Source organism: Variovorax sp. OK605, assembly GCF_900115445.1.
Classification (GTDB): Bacteria; Pseudomonadota; Gammaproteobacteria; order Burkholderiales; family Burkholderiaceae_C; genus Variovorax.
Genome location: NZ_FOWL01000010.1, coordinates 223,188 through 238,890 on the forward strand (window position 1 = coordinate 223,188; position 15,703 = coordinate 238,890).

Genomic DNA, 15,703 nt, shown 5'->3' on the forward strand with positions numbered 1-15,703 from the left:
TTCGGCGCCGCGGCCGGCGTTTTACTTCGGCGCCGCAGCCGGCGCGGGCTCATGCGCGGTGGTGTCGCCGCCGTGCTTCTCGCCCGACATGTCGACCTTGTCACCGGCCTTCGAAATCACATACAGGGCAAGGGCGGCGAAGATGACGAAGCCGACGACGAGTTTCCACATGGGTGCTGTCTCCTGAAGAACGGATGGATCGATGAAGCGCTGAAGCTCTGAACCGGACGGCTCAAGAAAAAGGCCTCATGCGGTTGGCATGAAGCCTCTTTGTGGAGCGGAGGGCGCAGCGCCCTCCTGCCGTGTGCGAACGCGGAACTCAGTCGTTCGCGTAGATGTCCACGTCCTTGGTCTCGCGGATGAACAGCGTGCCCACCACCAGCGTGATGCCCGCGATGATGATCGGGTACCACAGGCCGTTGTACATGTTGCCGGTCGACGCCACGATGGCAAAGGCCGTGGTCGGCAGCAGGCCGCCGAACCAGCCGTTGCCGATGTGGTACGGCAGGCTCATCGAGGTGTAGCGGATGCGCGTGGGGAACATCTCGACCAGCATCGCGGCGATCGGGCCGTAGACCATCGTCACCAGCAGCACCAGCCAGAACAGCAGCAGCACCGTGAGCACCTTGTTCATCTTGGCCGGGTCGGCCTTGGACGGGTAGCCCGCGATCTTCAGGTCTTCGGCCACGCCCTTCTTGAAGGCGGCGATTTCCTTGGCGGAGCCTTCGTCGAACTTGAGGTTCACGACGTTGCCGATGGGGGCCTCGACGGTCTTGTCGCCGATCTTCACGACCGCCTTCGAACCCGGCGCGCCGGCCACGTTCTCATAGCTCACCGAGTTCTGCACCAGGTAGCGCTTGGCGATGTCGCACGAGCTCTTGAAGTCGATCTCGCGGGCCACCGGGTTGCCCTGGAACGAGCAGGTGGCCGGGTCGGCCGTCACCGTCACGCCGGCCGTGGCTTGCGCGCGGGCCAGGTCGGGGTTGGCGGCTTCGGTCAGCATCTTGAAGACCGGGAAGTACGTGACCACGGCCAGCAGGCAGCCGGCCATGATGATCGGCTTGCGGCCGATCTTGTCCGACAGCGTGCCGAAGATCACGAAGAACGGCGTGCCCAGCAGCAGCGCCGCGGCAATCATCAGGTTGGCCGTGGTCGCATCGACCTTCAGCTGGGCCGTCAGGAAGAACAGCGCGTAGAACTGGCCCGAGTACCAGACCACCGCCTGGCCGGCCGTGAGACCGACCAGCGCCAGGATCACGATCTTCAGGTTCTTCCACTCGCCGAACGATTCGGCCAGCGGCGCCTTCGAGGTCTTGCCCTCGGCCTTCATCTTCTGGAAGGCGGGCGATTCCGACAGCGTCAGGCGAATCCACACCGAGATGCCCAGCAGCAGGATCGACACCAGGAACGGAATGCGCCAGCCCCAGTCGTTGAACACCGCTTCGCCCAGGCCTTCGCGCACGCCCAGGATCACCAGCAGGCTCAGGAACAGGCCCAGCGTGGCGGTCGTCTGGATCCACGAGGTGTAGGCCCCGCGCTTGCCGTGCGGCGAGTGCTCGGCCACGTAGGTGGCGGCACCGCCGTACTCGCCGCCGAGCGCCAGGCCCTGCAGCATGCGCAGCGCGATCAGGATCACCGGCGCCGCGACGCCGATGGTCGCGTAGCTGGGCAGCAGGCCGACGATGAAGGTCGACAGGCCCATGATCAGGATGGTCACCAGGAAGGTGTACTTGCGACCGATCATGTCGCCCAGGCGGCCGAACACGATGGCGCCGAACGGACGCACCAGGAAGCCGGCGGCGAACGCCAGCAGCGCGAAGATGAAGGCCGCGCCCGCATCCAGGCCGCTGAAGAACTGCTTCGCGATGATCGCGGCCAGCGAGCCGTAGAGATAGAAGTCGTACCACTCGAACACGGTGCCGAGCGACGAAGCGAAGATGACCTTCTTCTCCTCCGCTGACATGGGCCGGGGGGCCGGATGCGGCACTCCCCGTGAATCTAGTGTGGCTGCCATTTGTCGTCTCCTGTGTGTATGCGTTCGTGCGGCGCCCGATATCCGGACGACCGTGAGGCATTCTTGGAGGCACGACTGACCCGAGCCTTGCGCGAAACTGAACCGACGCTTACGAATTAAGGTGAAACCCGCGCGGCGCGTTTCAGCTTGTAAGAAATCGGAGGCCTGCTCGGGTTTGTCCTCAGACCCTGCTGCCGTGCAGCAAAGTGCTCAGGCCTTGCTGTGCAGCCATGTGCTCAAGGCTTGTTGCGCAGCAACGAGGGGCGCTGGTCGGCGCCGGTCCATTGCGGACCGTCGAACCACGCGTCGCCCGACAGGTAGGCGCGCAGCATCGCGAGGCCGTCGAAGCCCCAGAACAGCCTGCCATCGACCACACAGGCCGGCGTGCCGAACACGCCCCGCTGCAGCGCCTCGTCGGTGTTGCGCTTGAGCAGCGCCTTGCTCTCGTCGCTGTTGGCGTCGCGCCGGGGCGCGAGCTGCGCGGTGAGCGCGGCGAGGCGCGTGGCGTCGCCCGCTTCCTCGCCGCCGCGCCACACGTGGCGGAACACGGTCTCGGCCACGAGGCGGCTGACGGTGCCGTCGTCGCCGGTCGACAGCGCGAGCCGCAGGTGCGCGAGCGGGTTGTAGGGGTGCGAGGCCGGCATCTCGATGGCAATGCCGTGCGTGTGGCCCAGCCACAGCACGTGGCGGTAGGTCCAGCTGCGCTTGGACGGAATCTCCGCCGGGCCGAGCTGGCCGTGCTGCTTGAGCAGCGCGCCCAGCAGCACCGGCTTGTAGGCCACGCTGTAGCTCAGGCCTTCGAGCGCCTCGGGCAGGTGCTCGAACGCGAGGTGCGCGTAGGGCGAGATGAAGTCCAGGTAGAAGTCGATGTGCTTCATGCGGGGGTGTCTCCAGGCACGCGCCAGATGCCGGCACGTGCGCGCAACTCTATCGCGCGCCACACGTGGCGCCGCGTCTCGTCTTCCATCTTGCTCCAGCCCGCGATCTCGGGAATGGTGCGCAGGCAGCCTTCGCAGAAGCCGCTCAGGCGGTCCATGCGGCACACCGAGGTGCAGGGCGAAGGCACGGCGTCGGCCGCGCCCTGCACGGCCACGGCGCGTTCGGCCAGTGTTTCAGCGGTGTCGAAATTCACACCACGTCCGCCACCGGCGCGCCGGTGAGCTTCTCGAGGTCTTGCGGGCGCAGCTGGAACACCGCATGCGGATGGCCCGCGGCGGCCCAGATCTCCTCGAAGCGGAACAGCTCGCGGTCGATCAGCACCACGGGCTTGGTGACGTGCCCCACGGGCGACACGCCGCCGATGGTGAAGCCGGTGCGCGACTTCACGAAGTCGGCGTCGGCGCGGCCGGTCTTGCCGACCAGCGCATCGACCTTCTTCTCGTCGACGCGCTTGTCACCCGAGGTGATGACCAGCACCGCCGCCTCGTCGCTCTTGCGGCGAAAGATGATGCTCTTGGCGATCTGCCCGACGGAGATGCCGAGCGCGTCGGCCGCCTGCTGCGCGGTGCGGCAGGCGTCGTCGAGCATGCGCGGCGAATGGGGATGGCCGGCGTCCTGGAGCACGCGCGAGACGCGCTGGACACCGTCGGGAAGGGAATGGAGTTCGGAGCCGCACATGGCTGGTTCAGCAGGTTGGCAGGTTGTAGGGGGAGATGGTGGGGGCGGTCGCCCCCGCGTTGCAGGCCCCCTGAGCATACGGAAAAGCCCCGCGCACCCGCGTTCGGCACCGATTGACGCCCCTTCGCCGGGCGCACCAATGCAGAGACGCGCGCCGGGCCAGGGCGCACGACGCCCGTGCGCGCGGTGCCGGCGGCGGTGCGATTTCGGTGCGCGACCGGGCGCGGACACGGCTTTCAGGCGGTTTTTGCGGCGGCACGGATATTGCTGGACACGAGCGTAGACCCGCTGACTTGATGGCGGGTCACAGTGCCTCCGCTAACGACGGCGGGGTTCGAGCGAGCCGATGGCCCCACGCCGCCGGTTCGTCCGCTCCAACCCAATTTCGCATCCGTTCCGTCGCGGGGGCTCCACTGCAGCTGTCCATCTACAGACAGCGTTCAGCGGGCCACGGCTTCCCGGACCGGTTGCGTGCAGGACCCCCAATGAAGATCGCAGTCATCGGCCACGGCATGGTCGGCCACAAGTTCCTCGAGCAACTCCACGAGCTCGGCGTCGCGAATGCACAGGTCACCGTGCTGTGCGAAGAGCCCCGCCCGGCGTACGACCGGGTGCATCTGTCCGAATTCTTCGCCGGCAAGACGGCCGAAGACCTGTCGCTGGTCGAGCCCGGTTTCTTCGAGCGCAGCGGCTTCACGCTGCGCCTGGCGGCCCGCGCCGCGGCCATCGAGCGGCGCAACAACACCGTCACCACCGCCGACGGCGAGGTGATCCCCTATGACAAGCTGGTGCTGGCCACCGGCTCCTTCCCGTTCGTGCCCGCCGTGCCGGGCCGCGACCGCCCCGGCTGCTTCGTCTACCGCACCATCGAGGACCTCGAGGCCATGAAGGCCTGCGGCGCCAGGTCGCGCAGCGGCGTGGTCGTGGGCGGCGGCCTGCTGGGCCTGGAATGCGCCAAGGCGCTGCGCGACATGGGCCTGGAAACCCACGTGGTGGAGTTCGCGCCGCGCCTGATGGCCGTGCAGGTCGACGAAGGCGGCGGCCGCGCGCTGCGCAACAGCATCGAGGACCTGGGCCTGCATGTGCACACCGGGCGCAACACCGTGGAGATCACCGACGGCGCCACCGCCCGCCACCGCATGGTGTTCGCCGACGGCACGCACCTGGAGACCGACATGATCGTGTTCTCCGCCGGCATCCGCCCGCGCGACGAACTGGCGCGCCAGAGCGTGCTGGCCGTCGGCCCGCGCGGCGGCGTGGCGGTGGACAGCCACTGCCGCACCAGCGACCGCGACATCTACGCGATCGGCGAATGCGCCTCGTGGAACGAGCAGACCTTCGGCCTCGTCGCGCCAGGCTACGACATGGCCCGCGTGGCCGCCAGGCACATCGCCGGGCAGGACGACGCCGCCTTCACCGGCGCCGACATGAGCACCAAGCTCAAGCTGATGGGCGTGGACGTGGCCAGCATCGGCGACGCGCACGGCAAGACGCCGAAGTCGCGCGCCTACCAGTACATCGACGAGCGCAAGCAGGTCTACAAGAAGATCGTCGTCAGCGAGGACGGCAAGCAGCTGCTGGGCGCGGTGCTGGTCGGCGACGCCGCCGAGTACGGCACGCTGCTGCAGCTGGCGCTCAACGGCATCGCGCTGCCGGCCGACCCCGAGTTCCTGATCCTGCCGTCCAGCGACGGCAAGGCCAGGCCGGGCCTGGGCGTGGACGCGCTGCCCGACACCGCGCAGATCTGCTCGTGTAACAACGTCACCAAGGGCCAGATCTGCGAAGCCGTGGGCCAGGGCGTGTGCACCAGCGCCGAGATGAAGGCCTGCACCAAGGCCGGCGCCACCTGCGGCGGCTGCGTGCAACTGGTCACGCAGGTGATGAAGATGGAAATGGCCAAGCGCGGCATGGCCGTCGACAACCACCTGTGCGAGCACTTCCCCTACTCGCGCCAGGAGCTGTACCACCTGGTGCGCGTGGGCGAGATCCGCAGCTTCGCCGCCCTGCTGGCCAAGCACGGCAAGGGCCTGGGCTGCGACATCTGCAAGCCCACCGCCGCGAGCATCTTCGCGTCGTGCTGGAACGAGTTCGTGCTCAAGAAAGACCTGGCCGGCCTGCAGGACAGCAACGACTACTTCCTGGGCAACATCCAGAAGGACGGCACCTACTCGGTGGTGCCGCGCATGCCGGGCGGCGAGGTCACGCCCGACGGGCTGATCGCCGTGGGCCAGGTGGCCAAGAAGTACGGCCTGTACACCAAGATCACCGGCGGCGCGCGCGTGGACATGTTCGGCGCGCGCGTGGAGCAGTTGCCCGCCATCTGGGAAGAGCTGATCGCGGCCGGCTTCGAGTCGGGCCATGCCTACGGCAAGTCGCTGCGCACGGTGAAGAGCTGCGTCGGCTCGACCTGGTGCCGCTACGGCGTGGACGACAGCGTGGGCCTGGCCGTGGCGCTGGAGAACCGCTACAAGGGCCTGCGCGCGCCGCACAAGATCAAGTTCGGCGTGTCGGGCTGCACCCGCGAATGCGCCGAGGCACAGGGCAAGGACGTGGGCATCATCGCCACCGACAAGGGCTGGAACCTGTACGTGTGCGGCAACGGCGGCATGAAGCCGCGCCACGCCGAGCTGCTCGCGAGCGACCTCACCAAGGCCGAGCTCATCCGCCTGATCGACCGCTTCCTGATGTTCTACGTGCGCACGGCCGATCGCCTGCAGCGCACCAGCACCTGGCGCGAGAACCTCGAAGGCGGCCTCGACTACCTCAAGGGCGTGCTGCTGCAGGACACGCTGGGCCTGGGCGGCGAGCTCGAGACCCAGATGCAGCGCGTGGTCGACACCTACCAGTGCGAATGGAAGACCGCGGTGAACGACCCCGTCACGCGCCAGCGCTTCCGCTCCTTCGTCAACAGCGAGAAGCCCGACGAGCACATCGTGTTCGTGCAGGAGCGCGGCCAGATCCGCCCGGCGCGCACCGAAGAGCGCACCGAGGAGCGCGCCAAAGCCGCCGATGTGTCGATGGCCTGAACTGAACGAACACCCAAGGAAACCCCATGACCTCGATGACCTCCATCGCCTCGCAAGACATCCGGTGGACCCCGGTGTGCGCCGCCACCGACATCCTTCCCGACACCGGCGTGTGCGCCCTCGTCGACGGCGTGCACGTGGCGATCTTCAGCGTCGGCCAGGAACAGTCGCTGTTCGCCATCGACAACGTCGACCCCAAGGCCAAGGCCAGCGTGCTGTCGCGCGGACTGGTCGGCAGCCTGGGCGACCGCATCGTGGTGGCCTCGCCGCTCTACAAGAACCACTTCGACCTGCGCAACGGCGAATGCATCGAGGCGCCCGAGCACTCGGTGCGCGCGCATGCCGTGCGCGTGCACGAAGGCCGCGTGCTGGTCGCGCTGGCCTGAGGCACCGCCCTCCTTTTCATTCGTTTCGTCTTCGCGCTTTTCGTCTTCACGCTTTTCGTCTTCACGCTTCTTCAAGGAAAAAGAATGGCCTACCTAGCCCCCGCCGAGTTCGTCACCAAGATGGTCGATGCCGGTGAATCCAAGTTGCTCATGTCCACACGCGACACGCTGATCCGCTCGTACATGGCGGGCGCCATCCTCGCGCTGGCCGCGGCCTTTGCCGTCAGCATCACCGTGAACACCGGCAATGCGCTGGTCGGCGCGATGCTGTTCCCGGTCGGCTTCATCATGCTGTACCTGCTGGGCTTCGACCTGCTGACCGGCGTGTTCACGCTGGCGCCGCTGGCCGTGTTCGACAAGCGCCCCGGCGCCACCTGGGGCGGCGTCATGCGCAACTGGAGCCTGGTGTTCGTGGGCAACTTCGCCGGCGCGCTCACGGTGGCGGTGTTCATGGCCGTCATCTTCACCTTCGGCTTCAGCGAAGCGCCCAACGCCATCGGCGAGCGGCTCGGCCACATCGGCGAAGGCCGCACGCTCGGCTACTCCGCGCACGGCGCCGCGGGCATGCTCACGCTGTTCATTCGCGGCGTGATGTGCAACTGGATGGTGTCCACCGGCGTGGTCGCGGCCATGATGTCGACCACCGTGTCGGGCAAGGCCATCGGCATGTGGATGCCCGTGATGATCTTCTTCTACATGGGCTTCGAACACTCGATCGTCAACATGTTCCTGTTCCCCACCGGCCTGATGCTGGGCGGCAAGTTCACGCTGATGGACTACCTGATCTGGAACGAACTGCCCACCGTGCTGGGCAACCTGGTGGGCGGCCTGACCTTCGTCGGCCTGACGCTGTACGCCACGCACTACAAGACGGCGCCCAAGCGCGTCGCCGGCTGATCCGCGAGCGCATGCCCGCCTCGCCCCGGAAGGCGCTGCGCGTCACGCTCGGCCAGCACTCGCTGGCGGGCGCCAAGTCGCAGGTCAACCAGGACTTCCACGGCGCGATGCTGCCCGAGGGCGCCCTGCGCGCGGCCAAGGGCATCGCGGTGGCGCTGGCCGACGGCATCGGCTCCAGCCGCGTGAGCCAGGTGGCGAGCGCGGCGGCCGTGCGGGGCTTTCTCGACGACTACTACGCGACCTCCGATGCGTGGTCGGTGCGGCGCTCCGCGCAGCGCGTGCTGAACGCCACCAACGCGTGGCTGCATGCGCAGACGATGCGCAGCGACGCGCGCTTCGACAAGGACAGCGGCTACGTCTGCACCTTCAGCGCGCTGATCCTCAAGGGCCGCGACGTGCACCTGCTGCACATCGGCGACGCGCGCATCTACCGGCTGCACGCCAACGCGCTCGAACAGCTCACCGAAGACCACCGCGTGCACGTGTCGTCGGCCGAGTCGTACCTGGGCCGCGCGCTGGGCGCCGGCGCCAACGTGGAGATCGACTACCGCTGCTGGGAGGCGGAGGTGGGCGAGGTCTACCTGCTGGCCACCGACGGCGCCTACGCGCACCTGGATGCCGCCACGGTGAACGACGCGCTGGCCCGTGGCGCGGACGATTTCGACGCGGCCGCGCGCCTGATCGCGCAGGCCGCCCAGGCCAAAGGCAGCGACGACGACAGCACGGTCCAGCTGCTGCGCATCGACGAACTCCCCGTGGCCGACGCGCCGCCGGCCCAACTGCAGCGCGAAGGCCTGGCGATGCCGCCCGCGCTCGCACCGCGGGCCCGCTTCGAAGGCTTCACGCTGGTGCGCGAGATCCACATGAGCGCGCGCAGCCACGTCTACCTGGCCACCGACGACGCCACCGGCCAGCCCGCGGTGTTGAAGCTGCCGTCGGTCGACCTGCGCGACGACCCGGACTACCTCGACCGCTTCGTGCGCGAGGAATGGGTGGCACGGCGCATCGACAGCCCGCACGTGCTCAAGGCCAGCGCCGTCACGCGCACGCGCAGCCACCTGTACGTGGCCATGGAGTACGTGGAAGGCCACACGCTCGCGCAGTGGATGGTCGACAACCCGCGCCCGCCGCTGGACAGCGTGCGCGGCGTCGTCGAGCAGCTGGCGCGCGGCCTGCAGGCGCTGCACGGCAAGGAAATGCTGCACCAGGACATGCGGCCCGAGAACGTGATGATCGACCGCGCAGGCACCGTGAAGATCATCGACCTGGCCACCACCCACGTGGCGGGGCTGGCCGACGGCAGCGGCGAGCGCCGGGCGCTGGCCATCGAAGGCACGCTGCAGTACACCGCGCCGGAGTACTTTGTCGGCCACGGCGGCACGGCCCGTTCGGACCTGTTCTCGCTGGCCGTGATCGCCTACCGGATGCTTTCCGGCCAGTTGCCCTACGGCCTGCAGGCCTCGCGCATCCGCTCGCCCGCCGATGTCGGCCGGCTGCGCTATGTGCCGGTGAGGCACTTCCGCCCCGACCTGCCCGCATGGGTCGACGCGGTGCTGCAGAAGGCGCTGCATCCGCAGGCCATGAAGCGGCAGGAGGCGGTGTCGGAGTTCGCGCACGACCTCAGGGCGCCCGGCCCCGAGTTCCTCAGCGCGCGCTCACCCGCGCTGATCGAGCGCCGCCCGGTGCTGTTCTGGCAATGCACGACCGTGCTGCTGGCCGCCGCGGTGGTCGTGCTGCTGGGGCTGCGCGCCTTCGGTCACTGAAGACGGCGCCGCAGCGCTCGCGGTTCAGCCGGCCCGCTTGGCGCGGATGGCCTTCGACGCGAGCGAGTTCGGCTCGCGGCCCAGCGCCTGGCTGATGTACACGCCCGCGTCGATCAGCTTGTCCATGTCGATGCCGGTCTCGATGCCCATGCCCTGCAGCATGTAGACCACGTCCTCGGTCGCCACGTTGCCCGTCGCGCCCTTGGCGTACGGGCAGCCGCCCAGGCCGGCCGAGGACGACTGGAAGTTCCACACGCCCAGCTCGAGCGCAGCCAGCGTGTTGACCAGCGCCTGTCCGTAGGTGTCGTGGAAATGGCCGGAAATGGCGGCTACATCGAAGTGCGCCAGCGTGGCCTCCATCGCCGCCTGCACCTTGCGCGGCGTGCCCACGCCGATGGTGTCGGCCACGTCCACGCGCTGCACGCCGATGCCCTTCATCAGCTGCGCGAGGTAGCCGACCTTGGCCGGCGCGATCTCGCCCTCGTAGGGGCAGCCCACCGTGCACGACATGGCGCCGCGCACATGGATGCCCTTCTCGCGCGCCGCGGCCACCACGAGCGCAAAGCGCTCGATGCTCTCGGCAATGGAGCAGTTGATGTTCTTCTGGCTGAAGGCCTCGCTGGCGGCGCCGAACACCACGATCTCGTCGGGCCACTCTTCGCGCGGCGCGGCAATGGCGGCCTCGAAGCCCTTCATGTTGGGCGTGAGCACCGAGTAGCGCACGCCGGCCTTGCGCTGGATGCCGTGCATCACCTCGGCGTTGTCGGCCATCTGCGGCACCCACTTGGGCGACACGAAGCTGGTGACCTCGATCTCGTTCAGGCCCGCGTCCTGCAGGCGGTGCACGAGACCGATCTTCACTTCGGCCGAGACCGGCTGCTTTTCGTTCTGCAGGCCGTCGCGCGGGCCGACGTCGACGAGTTTGACTTTGGTTGGGAGTTTCATGGGATGTCTCTGGCGTCGCGGGCGGATGAAAAACCGCCTTCGATTGTCCGCCACATGCAATGGCCCCGCCTGGTACACAAGTCCCGGAAGGTAGCAATGCGTGCCTGCGGGGTTGCAAATGGCGCCATCAGTACGACTTCGGCAGTCCCAGCGCCTTCTCGGCGATGAAGTTCAGGATCATCTGCGGGCTCACCGGCGCAATGCGCGGAATGTAGCTCTCGCGCAGCAGCCGCTCGACGTGGTATTCCTTCGCGTAGCCCATGCCGCCCAGCGTGAGCACCGCGTTCTGGCAGGCGTCGTGCGCCGCCTCGGCCGCGAGGTACTTGGCCGCGTTGGCCTCGGTGCCGCAGGGCTCGCCCGCGTCGTACAGCGTGGCGGCCTTGAGCATCATCAGGTCGGCTGCTTCCAGGTTGGCCCAGGCGCGCGCCAGCGGGTGCGCCACGCCCTGGTTCTGGCCGATGGGCCGGCCGAACACCACGCGCTCCTGCGCGTATTGCGATGCGATACGCAGCGCCGCGCGGCCGATGCCGATGGCCTCCGCCGCGATCAATATGCGCTCCGGGTTCAGCCCGTGCAGGATGTATTCGAAGCCGCGACCCTCCTCGCCGATGCGGTCTTCTTCCGGCACCTCGAGCCCGTCGATGAACAGCATGTTGGAGTCGACCGCCGCGCGCCCGAGCTTGTGGATCTCTCGCACCTCGACCTTGCTGCGGTCCAGCGGCGTGTAGAACAGCGTGAGGCCCTGCGTGGGCTTCTTCACCTGGTCCAGCGGCGTGGTGCGCGTGAGGATCAGCATGCGGTCGGCCACCTGCGCGGTCGAGATCCAGATCTTGCGGCCGTGCAGCAGGTAGCTGCCATTCGGTTGGCGCACCGCCTGCGTCTTCAGGCGCGTGGTGTCGAGCCCCGCGTCGGGCTCGGTCACGGCGAAGCAGGCCTTCTCGGTGCCCGCGATCAGCGGCGGCAGGAAGCGCTGGCGCTGTTCCTCGCTGCCGAACACCACCACCGGGTTGAGCCCGAAGATGTTCATGTGCACCGACGACGCGCCCGACATGCCCGCGCCCGACGCGCTGATGGCGCGCATCATCAGCGCCGCCTCGGTGATGCCGAGCCCCGCGCCGCCCTGCGCCTCGGGCATGGCGATGCCGAGCCAGCCGCTCTCGGCCACGGCGCGGTGGAACGCGTGCGGGAACACGGCGCGGTCGTCGTGGTCGCGCCAGTAGTCGGCGGGGAAGTCTTCGCACAGCCGTTCGATGGCCGCGACCAGCGAGCGCTGGTCTTCGTTCAGGGAGAAATTCATTCGCTGTCTTTCGTGGGGTCGGGTTGCAGCGTGACGCCGCGCGCAAGCAGCTGCTCGATGGCCTCGTCGCCGTAGCCGGCTTCGCGCAGCAGCTCCACGCTCTGCTCACCGATGCGCGGCGTGGGCCGGCGGATGGCGGTGGGCGTGGCGCTGTAGCGCCCGACCGGCGCGAGGGTGCGGATGCGGCCCTCGCTCGGGTGGTCGAACTCGGGATAGAAGTCGACCGCGCGCAGGTGCGGGTCGCCGAGCAGGCTGTCGGTGCTGTGCAGGCGCGCGACGGGAATGTCGGCCGCATCGAGCGCGGCGAACCATGCGTCGCTGGTGCGCGTGGCCATCACTTCGGCGACGAAGGCGTACACCGCGCCGATGTTCGCGGCGCGCGCGGTGTGCGAGCCGAACATCGGCGAGTCGCGCAGCTCGGGCCGGCCGATCACGTCGAAGAAGGCCTGCCAGTGCTTGTCGTTGTAGATCAGCACGCTGAGGTGGCCGTCCGCCGTGGCGTAGGGCTTGCGGTGCGGCGCGAGCAGGCGCGCGTAGCCGGTGGGGCCCAGCGGCGGTTCGAAGCTGTGGCCGCCGAGGTGGTCGCCCATGACGAACTGCGCGAGCGCCTCGAACATCGGCACCTCCACCGCCTGGCCCTTGCCGGTGCGCTGCGCGTGCAGCACCGCGGCAAGCAGCGCGATGGCCGCCTGCAGGCCCACGGCGCGGTCGGCCAGCGTGACGGGCGCATAGCGCGGATCGCCGCCGCTTTGCTGCGCGAACAGCGAGGCCACGCCCGCCGCACCCTGGATGAGGTCGTCGTACGCGGGCTTGCCGGCGTAGGGCCCTTGCTCGCCGTAGCCGAACGCGCCGAGGTAGACGATCTTCGGGTTCGCCGCGGCCACCACGTCGTAGCCGAGCCCGAGCCGCGCCATCGCCTGCGGGCGCGTGTTGTAGATCAGCGCGTCGCAGCTGGCCGCGAGCTTCAGGCAGGCCTCGCGGCCCTCGGGCTGCTTGAGGTCGAGCACGATCGAGCGCTTGTTGCGGTTGAGGTGCATCGCCATCGCGCCCATGCCCGCGTGGCGCATCGGGCCGACCGCGCGCAGGTTGTCGCCGGCGGGCGGCTCGACCTTGATGACGTCCGCGCCGAGGTCGCCGAGTGTCTGCGTGGCATAGGGGCCCATCACCACGGCCGTGAGGTCGAGGATGCGGATGCCTTCGAGAGGTCCGGTGGCGTTCATGTCCTTGCTCCTTCCCTCTTTGGGGGAAGGCTGGGATGGGAGCGGGCAGAGCGCCCGATGGATGCGCCGCGTGCCCCCACCCCAACCCTCCCCCGGGAGGGGAGGGAGCAAGACATCAAGGACGTTTGCACACGGAGGTCCTGCATCTGCATTGCGCCTTCCCCCTCCGGGGGAAGGCCGGGATGGGGGCAGGCAGAGCGCCCGATGGTGGCGCCGCGGGCCCCCACCCCTGCCCTCCTCCGGCAGGGCACGGAGAAATACAGCGTGGTCATTCGGGTTGAATGCCGGCGGCCTGGATCAGCTTCTTCCACTTCGCCAGCTCAGACACCGTGAACGCGCCCAGTTCTTCCGGCGTGCTGCCGAACGCATCGAAGCCCAGTTTGCTTACCCGTTCGCGGAACACCGCGCCGTTGGCCATGTCCGACAGCGCCTTGTTGAGCTTGCGCACGATGTCCTTCGGCGTGCCGGCCGGCGCGAACACGCCGTTCCACGAGGTGATGTCGAAGCCCTTGAGCTCGGGCGTGTCGGCCAGCGGCGGCAGCTCCGGAAAGAGCTTGGTGCGCTCCTGCGTGGTCACGGCGATCGCGCGCATCTTGCCGGCCTTCACCGTGGCCAGGCCCGCGGCAAGGTCGACCACCATCATCGACACCTGCCCGCCGATCAGGTCGGCAATGGCCGGCGGCGTGCTCTTGTACGGCACATGCAGCATGGGCACGCCGCTCATGCGCGACAGCGTCGCGCCGCTCACGATGCCGGTGCTGTTGCCGCTGGCATAGGTCAGCTTGCCCGGGTGCGCGCGGCCCCAGGCCAGCAGCTCGGCCACGTTCTTCACCGGCAGCTCGTTGTTCACCACCAGCATGAACGGCAGGTTGCCCATGCGGCTGACCGGCGCGAAGTCTTTCACCGGGTCGTAGGGCAGCGACTTCATCAGGCTCGGGTTGGCCGAGTGCGTGGTGTTGGTCGTCATGAACAGCGTGTAGCCGTCGGGCGGCGCCTTGGCCACCAGCTCGGCCGCGATCACGCCGTTGGCGCCCGCGCGGTTGTCCACGATGACCGAGGCCTTGAGCGCCTCGCCGAGCATCTGCCCGGTGATGCGCGCCACCGCGTCGGTGCCGCTGCCGGCCGCGAACGGCACGACGAGCTTGATCGGCAGCTTCGGGTAGGCGTCCTGCGCGAAGGCCCACGGCACGGCGCCCGCGAGGCCCGTGGCCGCGCCGATGGAAATGAAACGGCGGCGGTTCGCCACCACGACCGATTTCTCGGTCGCGTTCTTCGTTGTCTGCATTGGGTTTGTCTCCGGGTTGTTGTCGGGTCAGGGCCGGATCACGCGTTCCGGCAGTTCCTCGTAGGGTGGGCTGTAGATCACCAGCACGCGCACCGGCTCGTCGCTCACCACCGTGAAGGTGTGCATCGCATCGGCCGGAAAAAAGCAGCTGTCGCCGGGGTGCAGCTCCTGCCGCTGGCCGTCGACCTCGGCGACCGCGCGGCCTTCGAGCATGTAGCAGACCTGCTCGATGCCCGGGTGCGCATGCGGCAGCGCGCCCTTGCCCTTCTGGATGTGGCCCACCAGCACCTCGAGCTGCTTCGCGCCCACCGTCTCGGGGCCGATCAGCCGCTTGTTCAGCGTGCCGGTGTGGTTGGCGGGGTGGTAACCGGTGATCTCGTCCTCGCGGACGAAGTAGCGGGGCGCGGCGGCGGTCGTGGTCATCGGGGGCTTTCGGTCTTGGGTTCGATGGCGAGGCAGGCCGAACGCAGCATCGCAGCGACCTCCTCGATGCGGGGTTCCATGCGGTAGCGCGGGCCGGCCACCGAGATGGCGTAGGCCTCGCCGCCGATGCGCAGCGGCCAGGCCAGGCCGATCAGGTCGGGAATGCTTTCGCCGAGGTTGCCGTACCAGCCGCGCGCGGCGCCGCGCTGCAGCTCGGCCTCGATGGCCTCGGCGGTGGTGAGCGTGGCCTCGGTCAGCGGCGCGAGCGTCATGCCGTCGAGCAGCTTGCGGCGCGCCTCGGACGCCAGCGTGGACAGCAGCGCGCGGCCCAGCGAGTTGGCATACGCCGGACGCGTTTCGCCCGACTCGGCGGAATAGCGGATGGCCTGCGGCGCGCTCAGCACCTCCAGGTACACCACCTGGCCCGCGTCGCGGAACTTGCCGAAGACCACCGTCTCGCGCGCCGCGTCGCGCAGCTCCTCGAGCGTGGCCTTCACCCGGTCGAGCACCGGGTCGTGGGCGGCGATGACCTGCGCCATCGCGAGCAGCCGGCCCGTCGGGTAGTAGCCCTGGCGGCGGCCGGTCTCGTACATGTAGCCCTGCTCCTCGAGCGTGCGGATCAGGCCCAGGCAGCTCGACACCGGCATGTCGAGCAGGCGCGCCATTTCGGACAGCGCCAGCGGTTGCTTCTCGCGAGCGAAGAGCTCGACGATCTCGATCACGCGAAACGCAGTTTTCACAGTCATGAAAAGATTTTCATACTTGTGAAAAACTATTGCCTCGGGGTTTCCCCTTCCCTGCCCCTCGGCGCTTCGCTTGGTGCCGCGCGC

General features: G+C 68.6%; 15 protein-coding genes. 4 read left to right on the plus strand and 11 right to left on the minus strand.

The features are described from left to right. Positions 1-21: 21 nt before the first annotated feature. The 5 genes from BM013_RS41335 to BM013_RS25925 form a co-directional block, all read right to left on the minus strand. Positions 22-171 (minus strand): hypothetical protein, encoded by a 150-nt coding sequence (locus BM013_RS41335; protein ID WP_177206608.1) that lies wholly within the window; start codon positions 169-171, stop codon positions 22-24. Positions 172-319: 148 nt separating this feature from the next. After that, positions 320-2,014 (minus strand): MFS transporter, encoded by a 1,695-nt coding sequence (locus BM013_RS25910; protein WP_093130524.1) that lies wholly within the window; start codon positions 2,012-2,014, stop codon positions 320-322. Between the two features lie 236 nt (positions 2,015-2,250). Beyond that, positions 2,251-2,892 (minus strand): 2-hydroxychromene-2-carboxylate isomerase, encoded by a 642-nt coding sequence (locus BM013_RS25915; protein WP_093130525.1) that lies wholly within the window; start codon positions 2,890-2,892, stop codon positions 2,251-2,253. Beyond that, on the minus strand, positions 2,889-3,146 hold the full coding sequence (locus tag BM013_RS25920; RefSeq protein WP_093130526.1) for a DUF1289 domain-containing protein: 258 nt from the start codon (positions 3,144-3,146) through the stop codon (positions 2,889-2,891). Before BM013_RS25920 ends, BM013_RS25915 begins: the two co-directional genes overlap by 4 nt. After that, positions 3,143-3,631, minus strand: coding sequence for a YbaK/EbsC family protein (locus BM013_RS25925; RefSeq protein ID WP_093130527.1), 489 nt, complete (start codon positions 3,629-3,631; stop codon positions 3,143-3,145). Before BM013_RS25925 ends, BM013_RS25920 begins: the two co-directional genes overlap by 4 nt. 485 nt (positions 3,632-4,116) lie before the next feature. Between BM013_RS25925 and nirB the strand changes: the two genes are divergently transcribed. The 4 genes from nirB (at position 4,117) to BM013_RS25945 (ending at position 9,703) form a co-directional block, all read left to right on the plus strand. Next, positions 4,117-6,657 (plus strand): nitrite reductase large subunit NirB, encoded by a 2,541-nt coding sequence (gene nirB, locus BM013_RS25930; RefSeq protein WP_093130528.1) that lies wholly within the window; start codon positions 4,117-4,119, stop codon positions 6,655-6,657. 26 nt (positions 6,658-6,683) lie between these two features. After that, positions 6,684-7,043, plus strand: coding sequence for a nitrite reductase small subunit NirD (nirD, locus tag BM013_RS25935; RefSeq protein ID WP_371270621.1), 360 nt, complete (start codon positions 6,684-6,686; stop codon positions 7,041-7,043). A gap of 84 nt (positions 7,044-7,127) precedes the next feature. Beyond that, a complete protein-coding gene (locus BM013_RS25940) occupies positions 7,128-7,940 on the plus strand; it encodes a formate/nitrite transporter family protein (protein ID WP_093130529.1) in 813 nt (270 codons plus the stop codon). A gap of 11 nt (positions 7,941-7,951) precedes the next feature. Next, positions 7,952-9,703, plus strand: a complete 1,752-nt coding sequence (locus BM013_RS25945) for a bifunctional protein-serine/threonine kinase/phosphatase (RefSeq protein WP_093130530.1) — start codon at positions 7,952-7,954, stop codon at positions 9,701-9,703. A gap of 24 nt (positions 9,704-9,727) precedes the next feature. Here the strand turns inward: BM013_RS25945 and BM013_RS25950 are convergent, their stop codons facing one another. The 6 genes from BM013_RS25950 to BM013_RS25975 all read right to left on the minus strand — a co-directional run bounded on the left by BM013_RS25950 (position 9,728) and on the right by BM013_RS25975 (position 15,619). Continuing rightward, on the minus strand, positions 9,728-10,648 hold the full coding sequence (locus tag BM013_RS25950; RefSeq protein WP_093130531.1) for a hydroxymethylglutaryl-CoA lyase: 921 nt from the start codon (positions 10,646-10,648) through the stop codon (positions 9,728-9,730). 127 nt (positions 10,649-10,775) lie between these two features. Then, the gene (locus BM013_RS25955; RefSeq protein ID WP_093130532.1) at positions 10,776-11,945 is read right to left on the minus strand and encodes an acyl-CoA dehydrogenase family protein; all 1,170 of its coding nucleotides are present in this window, start codon (positions 11,943-11,945) and stop codon (positions 10,776-10,778) included. Next, positions 11,942-13,165 (minus strand): CaiB/BaiF CoA transferase family protein, encoded by a 1,224-nt coding sequence (locus BM013_RS25960; RefSeq protein WP_093130533.1) that lies wholly within the window; start codon positions 13,163-13,165, stop codon positions 11,942-11,944. The genes BM013_RS25955 and BM013_RS25960 overlap by 4 nt, the downstream gene beginning before the upstream one ends. Positions 13,166-13,433: 268 nt before the next feature. Beyond that, positions 13,434-14,450: a Bug family tripartite tricarboxylate transporter substrate binding protein gene (locus BM013_RS25965; RefSeq protein ID WP_093130534.1), complete on the minus strand. Its 1,017-nt coding sequence runs from the start codon at positions 14,448-14,450 to the stop codon at positions 13,434-13,436. Between the two features lie 27 nt (positions 14,451-14,477). Continuing rightward, positions 14,478-14,873, minus strand: a complete 396-nt coding sequence (locus tag BM013_RS25970; RefSeq protein ID WP_093130535.1) for a cupin domain-containing protein — start codon at positions 14,871-14,873, stop codon at positions 14,478-14,480. Continuing rightward, a complete protein-coding gene (locus tag BM013_RS25975) occupies positions 14,870-15,619 on the minus strand; it encodes an IclR family transcriptional regulator (protein WP_093130536.1) in 750 nt (249 codons plus the stop codon). The genes BM013_RS25970 and BM013_RS25975 overlap by 4 nt, the downstream gene beginning before the upstream one ends. Between the last annotated feature and the right edge of the window lie 84 nt (positions 15,620-15,703).